Consider the following 14,012-nt stretch of genomic DNA (forward strand, 5'->3'; position numbering starts at 1 on the left):
CTGAAAGTGATATCTGCTATTCTGTCAAAAAAGAACCCCTTCCACAGTTTATCCGGCAATTTTACCAGATTTATCTGTGTTCAGGGGTTCTTTCATACAATTTATTTATTCAGTTTGAACAAAATATACGATTTATTTGTAGTTTACGATCTTTCCGAAATCTGGTTTCAGGGAAGCGCCACCTACAAGACCGCCATCGATGTCAGCCTGAGCGAATAAGTCAGGAGCTGTTGCAGCGTTTACAGATCCGCCGTACTGGATACGGATCTCTGCTGCTGTAGCATCATCATAGATCTCAGCGATGCATTTACGGATATCAGCGCAAACTTCCTGAGCCTGCTCTGTTGTAGCTGTCTTACCTGTTCCGATAGCCCAGATCGGCTCGTAAGCGATAACTGCTGTCTTAGCCTGATCAGCTGTAACACCCTGGAATCCAACCTTAACCTGCTGACGGATGAAGTCCATTGTTACGCCCTGCTCTCTCTGAGTAAGTGTCTCACCACAGCACATGATCGGTGTGATGCCATGCTCGAAAGCTTTGAGCATTTTTTTGTTAACGTCCTCGTTTGTCTCACCGAAGTACTCTCTTCTCTCGGAGTGTCCAAGTACAACGTACTTAACGCCTGCATCTACGAGCATAGCCGGAGCGATCTCACCTGTGTAAGCACCTTTCTCCTCGAAGTACATGTTCTCAGCACCAACCTGGATGTTAGAACCTTTAGCTGCCTCAACAACAGGGATGATGTCGATAGCCGGTACGCAGAATACTACGTCAACTTCATCGTTAACAACAAGCGGTTTTAAAGTCTCAACAAGCTTTACAGCCTCGCTTGGTGTCATGTTCATTTTCCAGTTTCCAGCAATAATTTTCTTTCTTGCCATTGTTTTTATCTCCTTTTTGTGTTCGCGGAACACTTTATTTTTTATCAGTCTTTATCGTTAGCTGCTGCTACGCCCGGAAGCTCTTTGCCCTCAAGGAACTCAAGAGAAGCACCGCCACCTGTGGAGATGTGTGTCATCTTGTCGCCATATCCAAGGATATTTACAGCTGCTGCGGAATCACCACCACCGATGATGGTTGTTGCGTCTGTATCAGCAAGAGCTTTTGCAACTGCCTCTGTACCATGTGCGAAGTTCGGCATCTCGAAGCATCCCATCGGTCCGTTCCATACAACTGTCTTGGCATCTTTAACAGCGTCTGCAAAGATCTTCTCTGTCTCAGGTCCGATATCCATTCCTTCCCATCCGTCCGGAATCTCACCGCGTTTTACAACCTGGATATTGCAGTCGTTGGAGAAGTCATCACCGATTCTGTTATCTACAGGAAGAAGAAGTTTCACACCTTTCTCCTCTGCTTTCTTCATCATGTCAAGTGCATACTGAAGGTAATCATCCTCGCAGAGGGATCTTCCGATATGTCCACCCATAGCTTTGGAGAATGTGTAAGACATTCCACCACCGATGATCAGTGTATCTACCTTGTCAAGAAGGTTGTTGATAACGGAAATCTTGCTGGAAACCTTAGCTCCGCCAAGGATTGCAACGAATGGTCTCTCCGGATTGTTTACAGCGTTTCCAAGGAATGCGATCTCTTTCTCCATCAGATATCCTACAACTGCTGTCTTCACATATTTGGTAACACCTACATTGGAGCAGTGAGCTCTGTGAGCTGTTCCAAATGCATCGTTTACAAATACGTCGCAAAGGGAAGCAAGCTCTTCGCTGAACTTATCCTCGTTCTTTGTCTCTTCTGCACGATAACGTGTGTTCTCAAGAAGAACTACGTCGCCGTCTTTCATTGCTGCTACAGCAGCCTTTGCGTTCGGTCCTACTACCTCAGGATCTGCTGCAAATTTTACTTCCTGTCCAAGAAGCTCGGAAAGGCGAACAGCTACCGGTGCAAGAGAAAGCTCCGGTTTCGGCTCTCCCTTCGGTTTTCCAAGGTGGGAGCAGAGGATAACCTTTCCACCGTCTGCGATCAGTTTCTTGATTGTCGGAAGAGCAGCTACAAGACGGTTCTCATCTGTGATCTTTCCGTCCTGAAGCGGAACGTTGAAATCACATCTTACAAGTACTCTCTGTCCTTTTACATTGATATCGTCAACACTTTTTTTGTTCAGCATCTCTATATCTCCTTAACTTTTATTTCTGCAAAAGCAGATCAATAAGGGCGAGCGATATTGTTGTCCGCTCTGTTAACAGTCATTCCTCAGACATTTTTTTGTTTGGTCTTTTGGAAAAAAAGGGCCCGGTCCTCTTCAGACCGGACCCTTTCTGAGTCTATTCTTCTACACCCGTTCGCAGAAAATTAAGCGTTCAGAAGTTTTCCGAAGTGCTTGATTGTACGAACCATCTGGCTTGTGTAGGAGTTCTCGTTGTCATACCAGGAAACTACCTGAACCTCTGTTGTGCCATTCTCAAGTGGAAGTACCATTGTCTGAGTAGCATCGAAGAGGGAACCAAATCTCATACCAACGATATCGCTGGATACGATCTCATCCTCGTTGTATCCGAAGGACTCATTGGAAGCTGCTTTCATAGCTGCGTTGATCTGCTCTTTAGTAACGTTTCCTTCAACTACTGCTGTAAGGATTGTTGTAGAACCTGTTGGGGTAGGTACACGCTGTGCAGAACCGATAAGTTTGCCGTTAAGCTCTGGGATAACAAGTCCGATAGCTTTAGCAGCACCTGTGCTGTTCGGAACGATGTTAACTGCAGCTGCACGGGATCTTCTCAGATCGCCTTTTCTCTGCGGTCCGTCAAGTGTCATCTGATCGCCTGTGTAAGCGTGGATTGTGCACATGATACCGGATTTGATCGGTGCAAGATCGTTAAGAGCCTTAGCCATTGGTGCAAGGCAGTTTGTTGTACAGGAAGCTGCGGAGATGATCTTGTCCTCGTTTGTAAGACCCTGATGGTTTACGTTGTAAACGATTGTCTTAAGGTCGTTTCCAGCCGGAGCGGAAATAACTACGTGCTTAGCACCTGCATCGATATGAGCCTGAGCTTTGTCTTTGGATGTGTAGAAACCTGTGCACTCAAGAACTACGTCTACACCGATCTCTCCCCATGGAAGCTCTGCAGCGTTAGCCTTAGCATAGATTTTGATCTCTTTTCCGTCTACTGTGATGGAATCCTCGCCTGCTGTTACTTTATCAGCAAGAGCATATCTTCCCTGTGTAGAATCATATTTTAATAAGTGAGCAAGCATCTTAGGAGATGTAAGATCGTTGATTGCTACGATCTCAAATCCTTCTGCTCCAAACATCTGACGGAATGCAAGACGACCGATACGTCCAAAACCATTAATTGCAACTTTTACTGCCATGATAAATTCCTCCTATGAATTGAATGGTGATTTAAATCGTTCCTTTGTTAAAGAAACATCAACCTGTCTCATATTGTACCTAATTCCAAACAAAAATTCAAGAGCTATTTATAAAAAAGCACATTAAAATAAATATTAAGAAAATTTATGAAAAATGTGTTATAATTCTGTGAGAGAAATCTCTGTCCTGCCAGCTCTAAATTTCAAAGCAGGTACAGCATCTGTTGCACACTCGTCAGACTTGAATATGGAGGTACAAAATGGACCAGAAAATTTTATGGGACTGTCATATGCATTCCTCTTTTTCCGCAGATTCCGAAACACCCATGGAAGATATGATCCAGACTGCGGTTGATAAAGGTCTTACTGGAATCTGTTTTACCGAGCATCTTGATCCGGATTACCCGGAAACACCGGAAAATCTGGACTTTTCACTGGATATCCCGGCATACCGCCAGCGTCTTTTTGAACTGGCTGATGCTTTCCGGGACCAGATTTCTGTAAATTTCGGAATCGAACTGGGACTTCAGCCTCATCTTTCCGAATCTTTTTCCGGACTTCTGAAAGAAATCCCTTTTGACTTTGTTATTGGTTCTTCCCATGTGGTGCACGGATATGATCCCTATTATCCTTCTTATTTTGAAGGCCGGAAAGAATCCGCCTGCTATATGGAATATTTTGAATCCATTCTGGAAAATATCGCCGCATTTGATAAAATGGATGTCTACGGACACATTGATTATGTAGTGCGTTACGGCCCCAATCAGAACCGTCAGTACTCCTATGGCCGCTATAAGGAAATCCTGGATGAAATTCTGCGTACACTGATCCGCAAAAACATCGGAATTGAACTGAATACCGGAGGTTATCACTACGGTCTTGGAGAACCAAATCCATGTGTGAATGTAATCCGCCGTTATCGTGAACTTGGCGGCGAAATCATTACCATCGGTGCAGACGCCCACACCCCGGATAAAATTGCCTATGCTTTTGACAGGGCAGCCGATGTTCTCCGTGACTGTGGCTTTTCCTATTATACTGTGTTCAAAAACCGTCAGCCGGTTTTTCACAAACTATAGATCTATTTCTCTCTCCAGTCAGAGAGTTTACATTTTATACCGAAAATACCAATTTATTTAAGGAGGAACTCTATATGTCAACAAAAAGACTCCAGAAAAAGAAAGCTGCCATGCAGGCAAAAAAAGAACAACAGCTAAAAAAGAAGCCAGAAACTGTTAAGATTGAAACTTCAAAAACCGAAACCGTCAAAATCGAAACTTCAAAAACTGAACCGGTCAAGGTCGAAACCTCCAAAACCGAGCCAATTAAAGTTGAGACTTCAAAAACCGAGCCAATTAAAGTTGAGACTTCAAAAACCGAGCCAATTAAAGTTGAGACTTCAAAAACCGAGCCAATTAAAGTTGAGACTTCAAAGACCGAACCGATCAAAGTCGAAACTTTCAAAACTGAACCGGCGAAAGTTACTACTTCCAAAACCGAACCTCTGAAAGTCGAAACTTCTAAGGAAGACACTGCCTACGATGCACTCTACGAGAAACGCCTGAACCACTACTACAACGATCTGAAATGGCTCTACTGCGAGCTGTTCCGTGACCATCCAGAGGTTGCCGGCACATTCTCAAGCCTCACAAAAAAAATGAAAGAGATCTACTGCGAGCGTTCTCTTTCCATGAAAGAAGCTGACCAGAACTGTGCTGCTGATCCGGACTGGTTCCGTAAGACCACGTTTACCGGAATGGCTGTAAATCCTGCTGATTTCGCAGATACCCTTGCCGGACTGTCTGGTAAGCTGGACTATATCAGTGAATGCAAGGCAGACACTCTGTACCTGACAGATCTTTTCCAGGCAACTTCCAACTGCTCTCTTCGCATTATCCCGGAGATCGGAACCTCAGAAGATCTGCACGACCTTGCAGTTAACTGCCAGAAAGCAGGTATCCGCCTGGCTCTTGAAATCCCGTTAAGCCTTTCTGTGGACGACCCACAGTCCGGCGCGCCATGTGTACTTCAGACTCCGGCCTTTTTCAATGCAATGCTTCTCCAGATCCTGGAGCTTGCAAATGAGGGCGCTTCTGTATTCAGTCTTGGTGTCCTTCCTGTGATGGATAGCGAAAATCTCTGGAAACTGCACTCTCTTCTCCGCATGACACGTATGGTCTGCGAGATCGTATGCCCTGGAGTTCTTCTCCTTGGTGAGACAGACCGCACACCAGCAGAAGCGGCTGCATTCGGTGGAACTTCCGATATGCCGGAACTCCATATTGTAAACAGCACTCAGCTGATGTCCGATATCTGGCACACTGTTGCCACAAAAGATACCACTCTTCTCCGCCGCGGAATTGATAAGACGGCCAGTCTTCCACAGGCACCTATATTCCAGAATTACCTCCGCAACCGCAACACGGTACGCTGGAACCTGGACTATGATTTCCTGAAAGACAGCTTTATCACAGAGGGTCCTCACAGAGATTATCTGAATGAATTCCTTTCCGGTCTTTTCCCGAATTCCTTTGCTCGGGGTGAGATCTATGTAAATCCGGAAACAGAAGAATCCGAGCTCTGCGGAACAACTGCCTCCCTTGCAGGAATCGAGCGTTTTGATTATGAGGGAAATACAGATGGTGTCAGCCGCGGAATCCGATATGATGTAGCACTTCATGCACTGCTTCTTTCCCTTCCTGGAATCCCGGTACTTCGAAGCGGTGATGAAATCGGACAGCTCAACGACTACACCTATAAAGCAGACCCTTCCAGGGCTTCTGACCCCCGTTGGCTCCACAACGGCCATTTCAACTGGATTCTTGCCCGGAACAGAGCCGATGCCGAGACGATCCAGGGACGCATTTTTAACAGTCTGGAACAGTTGGAGTCCATCCGCGCCAGCCATCCGGTATTTGCCCCTGAGATTCCTGCACACACACTGGAAACCTGGGAAAAATCCCTTCTTGCCCTGGTAAGAGAAACTTCCGAAGAGAAACTGATCTGCATTTACAACTTCAGTGACCAGGACAAAGTAGCCTGGATCAACGAACAGGACGGCACTTATACAGATCTCCTCACAGGAGTTCAAAGAGATGCACAGGCCGTAGAGATCCCGGCCTTTGGATTTATCTGGCTCATGCATACGAAATAGTATCTTCGTCAAGCGGATATGCGTGATCCACATTCGCTACACAGCTCTGCTTCGGATATCTGTTTCGCAGTTTATTCACTCAACCTAAAGAGGACACTGCCCGTTTCCAGGTAGTGTCCTCTTACTTTTCTCATATTATTATTTTCTCAGCTTATCAATAAATGTGGCAAATTTTCCCTGTTCTCCTTTATCCAGTGAACGGCTGTAAATGTTCCTGATCCAGGCTGTGATCACATCGATCAGAATCGGAGAAAACGTCATCAGAAGGAATACCAGAATGATCATTCCGAATTCCAGAGATCCCAGCGTCAGCAGATTCTGCAGAACCACCGCCGCCCCGAAAAAGATCACCTGCATACTGTAAATGATCACCTTACGATAGGTATTCAAAGGTGCGTAAACCGTCTTAAGTGCGGCCATATAATTCCACCCGGTTACAAGCACACAGGCCGTATTCAGCATCGCATTGGAATGATATACGTTCTGACATACCAGCATCACACTGAACACGCAGCCTGTGATTGTCACAGCGGCCGGAAATGCATTCATAAACACGTGACGCAAAAATGTATGGTCGATCTTCTCATAATTATTCTCCTGGGCCAGAAGAAACGTAGGAATACCAACTGCACAGGCGCTGATCAGTGACATCTGGATCGGCTCAAAGGGATAGGCATCCCCGAAGAAAATTGTGATCAGTGACAGCAGCACGGAAAAAATTGTCTTGATCAGAAACATGGATGCTGCAGTACGGATATTATTTACAACCCTGCGTCCCTGGTTCACGATCTCCGGCATCGCTGCAAAATTGGAATCCAGCAATACCACATTGGCAATATTCTTGGCCGCATCACTTCCTTCAGCCATGGCAATACTGCAGTCAGCCTCTTTAAGGGCCAAAACATCGTTTACACCATCACCGGTCATTGCAACCGTATGCTTCTGTGCCTGAAGAGATTTCACCATCGCCTGCTTCTGCTGCGGTGTCACACGTCCGAACACACTGTATGTTGCAACTGCCTCGTCCATCTGTTCCTGGGTTGTGATCGTTGTTGCATCTACATACTGCTCCGCATTTTTAAGGCCTGCACGTCTGGCTATGGCAGAAACGGTCACCGGATCATCACCGGAGATCACCTTCAGATCCACCCCCTGGCTTTCGAAATATGCCAGGGTATCCGGTGCCTCCTGGCGGATCACATCCGTAAGAAGAAGAAGTCCGATTGGCTCAAGCCCTGCCGGGATCTCAGTGCCTTCATTTACATTCTCACTGTGAGCAACAACCAGAACACGAAGTCCTTCTTTCGCAAAACCGCTGCAGTATTCTGCCAGCTCCGGATTCCCTTCCGGAAAAAGAAACTGCACAGCACCCATCAGATAAGTGCCTGTATCTTTAAAAGCAGCTCCACTGTACTTTCTGTCAGAAGAGAACGGGATCACATGATCCAGCTCCATATCCTGGGATACTTTAAATCTCGCCCGCAGTGCATCGGCAGTAGCATTCTGGTCTTTCAGCACAGAAAGGAGATTTCCCATGATATGCTCGATCTCCCGGATTTTCTCCGGATCTTCCTGGCTGTACGTCTCTGTGCCAGCTTCAGACTCTTCCCGTGGTGAAAGAATCGAACTCCCATCCTCTTTTGCAATCGCTTCTGCGGCTGAAACTGCTGAAATTTCGGAAGCTGCTGAAACCTCGACCAGATCAGAACTCTCAGTTCTGTCGTTCTTACTTTCACCAGACTCAGTCTTATTTCCTGCTGCTTCACCTGAAATCTCATCATACACCGGCGGATAGCTCTCCACTGCTTCCACACACATGGTACCTTCTGTAATGGTTCCTGTCTTATCCAGGCAGAGCGTATCCACACGCGCAAGAGTCTCAATACAGTACAGCTCCTGCACCAGAGTCTTCTTCTGAGCCAGTTTCAGCGCACCCAGAGTCAGCGCCACACTGGTAAGGAGAACGAGTCCCTCGGGGATCATTCCAAGAACTGCCGCAACCATATTGACGACGGAATCCCGGATATTATCTCCCACAAAATAATACTGTTTATAAAAAAGCATCGCACCCAGTGGTACGATAATAATACTGATCACCTTCAGGATGGCATTCAGGGAATTTCGAAGCTCTGAATTATGGCGTTTGAATTCCTTGGCCTCACTGGTGATCCTTGACGCATAGTTGTCACTTCCAACATGGATGATCTGGCAGCATGCCTGTCCCGCCGTCACAAAACTTCCGGAAAAAAGCTCATCTCCCGTATTCTTCGGAAGATTGTCTGCCTCACCGGTCAGCAGAGATTCATTGACCTCCAGGCTTCCTTCCAGAATCTTCGCATCTGCCGGAACCTGTTCTCCGGCTTTCAGAAAGATCAGATCATCGACAACCAGCTTCTCTGTAGAAATTTTCCATTTTTTTCCTTCACGCAGAACAACCGTCTTGGATTCTGTCAGGATAGCCAGCTTGTCAATGGTCTTCTTGGCACGGATCTCCTGAATGATTCCAATTACGGTATTAATAAAAATGATTCCTACAAACATGGAGTTTTTGTAGGAACCAACCACCAGTACGAGAACCAGCAGCACCAGGTTCAGAAAATTGAAGAATGTCAGTGTATTCTCCAGAATGATCTGTTTATATGTCCTGGTGTTGGGGTTTTCGTTATTATTTACCTGGCCCTGCGCAATTCTTTCCTGAACTTCTTCGTTCGTAAGTCCTGTCATGCTTCTTACTTACCTGTCCTTTCAATGGCTTACGGTTTCTGTTCGATTGAAGCTTGCTCATGCCTCGGTTATGATCGCAAATACAGAGGATTAATATTCCTCTTCTGTGTCCTCTTCACCTTCGTGGATATCAGACTTCGGTTTGGAAAGACCTTCGATCTTAATGTGATGCTTCTCTGCATAATCCCAGAGAGCTGCATGAATAGCCTCCTCAGCAAGCAGGGAACAGTGGATCTTTACCGGTGGAAGTCCGTCCAGAGCCTCCATAACGGCTTTGTTTGTTACTTCCATGGCTTCCTCGATGGTTTTACCCTTTACAAGCTCTGTTGCCATGCTGCTTGTTGCAACGGCTGCACCGCATCCAAATGTTTTGAATTTGCAGTCTTTGATAATATGGGTTTCGTCATCAATATCAAGGAATATTCTCATAATATCACCGCATTTTGCATTTCCTACAGTACCCACGCCGCTTGCGTTCTCAATCTCACCTACATTACGTGGATGCTGAAAATGATCCATTACTTTTTCACTATACATTATTTTTTCCTCCTGGCAAGTGTTTTTATTATTTTTTCTGCTTTTTAATAAAATCTTCATATAATGGAGACATACTTCTTAAGTTTGCAGTAATATCTTTCAGTTTATCTACTACAAAATCAGCATCCTCCATTGTTGTCTCCTCGCTTAATGTCATACGGAGAGATCCATGTGCGATCTCATGAGGAAGGCCGATAGCCAGCAGAACATGTGACGGATCCAGAGAACCGGATGTACATGCAGAACCGCTGGATGCGCAGATTCCGAAGTTGTCAAGCATCAGAAGAAGGGACTCACCCTCGATAAACTGAATGCTTACGTTTACGTTGTTCGGAAGACGTTTTACCTTATCTCCGTTGAGACGTACGTATGGGATCTCTGTAAGGATCCTGTTAATCATATGGTCACGGATCTCAATTTCCTTTGCGGTACGCTCTTTCATGGATTTGTTGGCACGTTCTGCAGCAAGGCCGTATCCTACGATTCCAGGAACGTTCTCTGTACCTGCACGACGTTTTCTCTCCTGTGCTCCACCATGTACAAAGGAACGGATCTTGACACCTTTACGGATGTAGAGGAAACCGATTCCCTTCGGTCCGTTGATCTTATGTCCACTGGAGCTGAGCATATCAATGTTAAACTCATCTACATTGATCGGGATCTGTCCGAATGCCTGAACAGCGTCTGTATGGAACAGGATTCCATGCTCATGTGCGATCTGTCCGATCTCTTTCAGCGGCTCAAGAGTACCGATCTCATTGTTTGCAGCCATAACAGAGATCAGGATGGTCTCCGGTGTAATGGCTTTCTGAAGCTCATCCAGATCAATGAATCCGTTCTCATCTACATCCAGATATGTGACCTTCGCACCGCGCTCTTTTTCAAGGTATTCACAGGTATGAAGGATGGCATGATGCTCAATCTTTGTTGTGATGATGTGGTTACCTTTATTCTTGTATGCCTCAAAAGTTGCTTTCAGAGCCCAGTTATCAGACTCGGAACCACCTGCTGTAAAATAGATTTCTTCTTTCTTGGCTCCGATCACATCTGCAATCTGCTGTCTTCCCTTGGCAATAGCAGCCTTGCTGTTTGCAGCAAAATCATAAACAGTAGAAGCATTTCCATAAAACTCTGTAAAATACGGCAGCATTGCCTCCACAACTTCCGGTGCGGTCTTTGTGGTAGCCGCATTGTCCAGATATATCATTTTTCCCATTTTCTTTTCCTCCTGTTCAGGATAATTATTTTTCGTGTATTCTCCGGCTCTCTTCGATCAGCTCACTGAGCATCAGTGTATCCACCGCATCTGTGATGCTGTCGTTGATCCTCTTCCACACTAATTTAGCTACGCAGAGATCAGAACCCTGGCAGCCTCCGTCACCTTCTGTTCCCGGGCATGTAGCAGCCTCCAGGCCGCCCTCCAGAACACGAAGGATATCTCCCACTGAAATCTCTTCTGCCGGTCTTCCAAGAAAGTATCCTCCGGCAGCACCGCGGACACTCTTCACAAGGCCCGCTTTCTTCAAAAGCGCCATCAGCTGTTCCAGATAGCTGACTGATATATTCTGACGGCCCGCAATACTCTGAAGCGAGACCGCTTCTTTTTCACTGTAAAGACCAAGGTCTATCAGGGCCTTAAGTCCGTATTTTGCTCTTGTTGACAGTTTCATCCGCTCACCTCTTTTTCAATTCCCAGTGTTTTCCTCGGATTTCATGTTTACTCTATCAGAAACCTATGGTTCTGTCAAGACTAACTTCTTCATATACTGACAAAAAAGGCTCCAGGTTATCCATGTCAAAAAAAGTATTTCTCAAAGGAACCTTGATTCTTGCCTGCACGGGACTTGTCAGCCGTATTGCTGGTTTCTTTTATAGGATATTCCTATCCCATGCCATTGGTGCGGAAGGTCTTGGTCTGTATCAGCTGATCCTTCCTCTGCAGGGACTTATGGCTGCTCTTTCCTATACCGGAATCCAGTCTGCACTTTCCCGGCTGATTGCGTCCAGACTTGCTCTTCAGGAAAAAAAGGAGGCATATTTTTCTCTGGTTACGGGAATCTTTGCGGCTGTCTTTTTTTCTGCTGTAACCGGTTTTCTGCTTTTTCGGCATGCAGATTTTTTTGCTTCCACAATCCTGAAAGCACCCGGGACCTCCGATCTTCTTCGGCTGACGGCTGCCAGTATACCACTCTGCGCCATTCACTCCTGCATTGACAGCTATTATTATGCCCGGAAAAAAGCTTCTGTACCCGCAGCTGTGCAGCTTAGCGAGCAGACTGTCCGGATCGGTGCCACTTATATCCTGTATCTGATCTTTCTCTCCGAAGGCCGTCCGGTCACTGCGATGATCGCAGCCGGCGGTTCCCTCGCAGGAGAAGCTGCCGCTTCTCTGATATCACTCCTTATGGTTTCTTTTCATTTTGGAAATCATCCTGTAAAAGAAAAAACTTCCGTTAAAATTTTTCCGCTGATAAAAGATCTTTTTACCCTGTCTTTCCCCATATCCCTGAACCGCATCCTCCTGACACTTCTCGGAAGCATAGAAGCGGTTCTGATTCCACAGATGCTGATTCGCTGTGGAATGACTTCTTCAGAGGCACTGAAAATTTACGGGATCTTTACGGGAATGGCCCTTCCCCTGCTCCTGTTTCCTTCCACCATTACAACTTCCGCAGCTGTAATGCTGATGCCCTCTGTCGCAAGAATGGATGCCCTTGGAGATCAGAAACAGATCCGCTATGTCACAGACCAGACTTTTTTTCTCTGCATGTTTCTGGGATTTTTGTGTGGAAGCGGATTCTTTCTCTTTGGACCATTCCTTGGAACACTGCTTTTTCACAGCAAAACTGCCGGAACTTACATACGGTATCTTTCTTTCATCTGTCCTTTTCTTTATACCAACACCATGCTCGCCAGCATCCTTCAGGGGCTTGGAAGGCCGGGGCGCTGCCTGATTCACAGCGCTGCCGGCATTCTCATCCGTATTTTTTCTGTTGTTTTTATGATTCCGGCAATTGGGATTCGAGGCTATTTTTACGGCATTTTTCTGGGTGAACTGCTCCTTTCCCTTCTACACGTGAAAGCGCTAAAATTTCCCTATCGACAAGCGGGCGATAATCGTTTATAATTAATAACCGAAATGTTATAATTATGGAGGAATAAAGTACTATGAGTTTTGAATTCATAAAAAAACTGCCAACTCCTGAGGAAATCCGCAATCAGTATCCCATCGATGCTGAACTTCAGGCTCTCAAGGAGAAACGCGATGCTGAGATTCGCGACGTTTTCACCGGAAAATCTGATAAATTCCTCGCTATCATCGGACCATGTTCTGCAGATAACGAAGATGCTGTATGCGATTATCTTTTAAGACTTCGCAAAGTACAGGAAAAGATCGAGGATAAAGTCCTCATTATCCCGCGTGTTTACACAAACAAACCACGTACAACCGGAGAAGGATACAAAGGAATGGTCCATCAGCCGGATCCTGAGAAGAAACCGAACCTTCTTGCCGGACTGATTGCAATCCGTAAGATGCACATGCGTGCCATCCGCGAAAGTGGTTTTACCTGTGCAGATGAGATGCTTTACCCGGAGAACTACCGTTATCTTTCTGATCTTCTTTCCTACGTTGCTGTAGGTGCACGTTCTGTTGAAGATCAGCAGCACAGACTGACAGTCAGCGGCATGGACGTTCCGGCTGGTATGAAGAATCCTACCAGTGGCGACTACAGCGTTATGCTGAACTCCATCGTTGCAGCACAGGGCGCTCACCGCTTCATTTACAGAAGCTGGGAAGTTGAGACCACCGGTAACCCGCTCTCCCACGCAATCCTTCGTGGTGCGGTAAACAAACATGGGGAAGCCATCCCGAACTACCATTATGAGGATCTTCGTCTTCTCTATGACAAATACCACGCAAAGAACCTTGCCAACCCGGCAGTGATCGTGGATACCAACCATTCCAACTCCAACAAGCATTACGAACAGCAGGTTCGTATCGCAAGTGAAGTTCTTCACAGCCGTCAGGTAGATCCTGAGCTTCATACCATGGTAAAAGGTCTCATGATCGAGAGCTATATCGAGCCAGGCAACCAGAAGATCGGTGGAGATCACATCTACGGTAAATCCATCACAGATGCATGCCTTGGATGGGATGAGTCAGAGAAACTGCTTTATACGATTGCTGAGAACTGCTAAGATCTGTCCGATCTGCAGTTTTAACAAATCAAGGGGTCCCTACGGGATTGCAAATATTCCCTTGACTGA

The 14,012-nt window shown here is 46.1% G+C and carries 11 protein-coding genes; 4 read left to right on the top strand and 7 right to left on the bottom strand.

Annotation, left to right across the window (positions count from 1 at the left end; translation table 11 throughout):
* Nucleotides 1–132: 132 nt before the first annotated feature.
* From tpiA to gap, 3 genes are all read right to left on the bottom strand, one after another.
* Nucleotides 133–882, bottom strand: coding sequence for a triose-phosphate isomerase (gene tpiA, locus G5B12_RS06710; RefSeq protein WP_021977259.1), 750 nt, complete (start codon nt 880–882; stop codon nt 133–135).
* A gap of 44 nt (nt 883–926) precedes the next feature.
* On the bottom strand, nt 927–2,123 hold the full coding sequence (locus G5B12_RS06715) for a phosphoglycerate kinase (RefSeq protein WP_118169292.1): 1,197 nt from the start codon (nt 2,121–2,123) through the stop codon (nt 927–929).
* A 185-nt stretch (nt 2,124–2,308) separates the two neighbouring features.
* Nucleotides 2,309–3,328, bottom strand: coding sequence for a type I glyceraldehyde-3-phosphate dehydrogenase (gene gap / locus G5B12_RS06720; protein ID WP_021652276.1), 1,020 nt, complete (start codon nt 3,326–3,328; stop codon nt 2,309–2,311).
* Nucleotides 3,329–3,588: 260 nt separating this feature from the next.
* On the opposite strand from gap, the gene G5B12_RS06725 reads away from it, so the two are divergent.
* Both G5B12_RS06725 and G5B12_RS06730 read left to right on the top strand, forming a co-directional pair.
* The gene (locus G5B12_RS06725) at nt 3,589–4,407 is read left to right on the top strand and encodes a histidinol-phosphatase HisJ family protein (RefSeq protein WP_174087952.1); all 819 of its coding nucleotides are present in this window, start codon (nt 3,589–3,591) and stop codon (nt 4,405–4,407) included.
* 74 nt (nt 4,408–4,481) lie between these two features.
* Nucleotides 4,482–6,482: a hypothetical protein gene (locus tag G5B12_RS06730; protein ID WP_174087953.1), complete on the top strand. Its 2,001-nt coding sequence runs from the start codon at nt 4,482–4,484 to the stop codon at nt 6,480–6,482.
* Between the two features lie 138 nt (nt 6,483–6,620).
* On the opposite strand, the gene G5B12_RS06735 is transcribed toward G5B12_RS06730, so the two are convergent.
* From G5B12_RS06735 to G5B12_RS06750, 4 genes are all read right to left on the bottom strand, one after another.
* Nucleotides 6,621–9,206, bottom strand: coding sequence for an HAD-IC family P-type ATPase (locus G5B12_RS06735; protein WP_174087954.1), 2,586 nt, complete (start codon nt 9,204–9,206; stop codon nt 6,621–6,623).
* Nucleotides 9,207–9,296: 90 nt separating this feature from the next.
* Nucleotides 9,297–9,743 (bottom strand): Fe-S cluster assembly scaffold protein NifU, encoded by a 447-nt coding sequence (gene nifU, locus G5B12_RS06740; RefSeq protein ID WP_118062128.1) that lies wholly within the window; start codon nt 9,741–9,743, stop codon nt 9,297–9,299.
* Nucleotides 9,744–9,771: 28 nt separating this feature from the next.
* Nucleotides 9,772–10,959 (bottom strand): cysteine desulfurase NifS, encoded by a 1,188-nt coding sequence (nifS, locus tag G5B12_RS06745; protein ID WP_119247866.1) that lies wholly within the window; start codon nt 10,957–10,959, stop codon nt 9,772–9,774.
* A gap of 25 nt (nt 10,960–10,984) precedes the next feature.
* Nucleotides 10,985–11,413, bottom strand: a complete 429-nt coding sequence (locus G5B12_RS06750; protein ID WP_015526993.1) for an RrF2 family transcriptional regulator — start codon at nt 11,411–11,413, stop codon at nt 10,985–10,987.
* 122 nt (nt 11,414–11,535) lie between these two features.
* On the opposite strand from G5B12_RS06750, the gene G5B12_RS06755 reads away from it, so the two are divergent.
* Nucleotides 11,536–12,870, top strand: a complete 1,335-nt coding sequence (locus G5B12_RS06755) for a polysaccharide biosynthesis protein (RefSeq protein WP_174087955.1) — start codon at nt 11,536–11,538, stop codon at nt 12,868–12,870.
* Nucleotides 12,871–12,911: 41 nt separating this feature from the next.
* On the top strand, nt 12,912–13,943 hold the full coding sequence (locus tag G5B12_RS06760; protein ID WP_021976875.1) for a 3-deoxy-7-phosphoheptulonate synthase: 1,032 nt from the start codon (nt 12,912–12,914) through the stop codon (nt 13,941–13,943).
* The last annotated feature ends 69 nt before the right edge of the window (nt 13,944–14,012 follow it).

It is taken from the genome of Blautia sp. MSK.20.85, from assembly GCF_013317245.1.
Taxonomy (GTDB): Bacteria; Bacillota; Clostridia; order Lachnospirales; family Lachnospiraceae; genus Blautia_A.

What these genes read in the sequence shown, in the direction of transcription:
- G5B12_RS06750 (WP_015526993.1), bottom strand. Translation starts at nt 11,413, where the DNA reads ATGAAACTGTCAACAAGAGCAAAATACGGACTTAAGGCCCTGATAGAC.
- G5B12_RS06760 (WP_021976875.1), top strand. Translation starts at nt 12,912, where the DNA reads ATGAGTTTTGAATTCATAAAAAAACTGCCAACTCCTGAGGAAATCCGC.
- tpiA (WP_021977259.1), bottom strand. Translation starts at nt 882, where the DNA reads ATGGCAAGAAAGAAAATTATTGCTGGAAACTGGAAAATGAACATGACA.
- G5B12_RS06735 (WP_174087954.1), bottom strand. Translation starts at nt 9,206, where the DNA reads ATGACAGGACTTACGAACGAAGAAGTTCAGGAAAGAATTGCGCAGGGC.
- G5B12_RS06730 (WP_174087953.1), top strand. Translation starts at nt 4,482, where the DNA reads ATGTCAACAAAAAGACTCCAGAAAAAGAAAGCTGCCATGCAGGCAAAA.
- gap (WP_021652276.1), bottom strand. Translation starts at nt 3,328, where the DNA reads ATGGCAGTAAAAGTTGCAATTAATGGTTTTGGACGTATCGGTCGTCTT.
- G5B12_RS06715 (WP_118169292.1), bottom strand. Translation starts at nt 2,123, where the DNA reads ATGCTGAACAAAAAAAGTGTTGACGATATCAATGTAAAAGGACAGAGA.
- G5B12_RS06755 (WP_174087955.1), top strand. Translation starts at nt 11,536, where the DNA reads ATGTCAAAAAAAGTATTTCTCAAAGGAACCTTGATTCTTGCCTGCACG.
- nifS (WP_119247866.1), bottom strand. Translation starts at nt 10,959, where the DNA reads ATGGGAAAAATGATATATCTGGACAATGCGGCTACCACAAAGACCGCA.
- nifU (WP_118062128.1), bottom strand. Translation starts at nt 9,743, where the DNA reads ATGTATAGTGAAAAAGTAATGGATCATTTTCAGCATCCACGTAATGTA.
- G5B12_RS06725 (WP_174087952.1), top strand. Translation starts at nt 3,589, where the DNA reads ATGGACCAGAAAATTTTATGGGACTGTCATATGCATTCCTCTTTTTCC.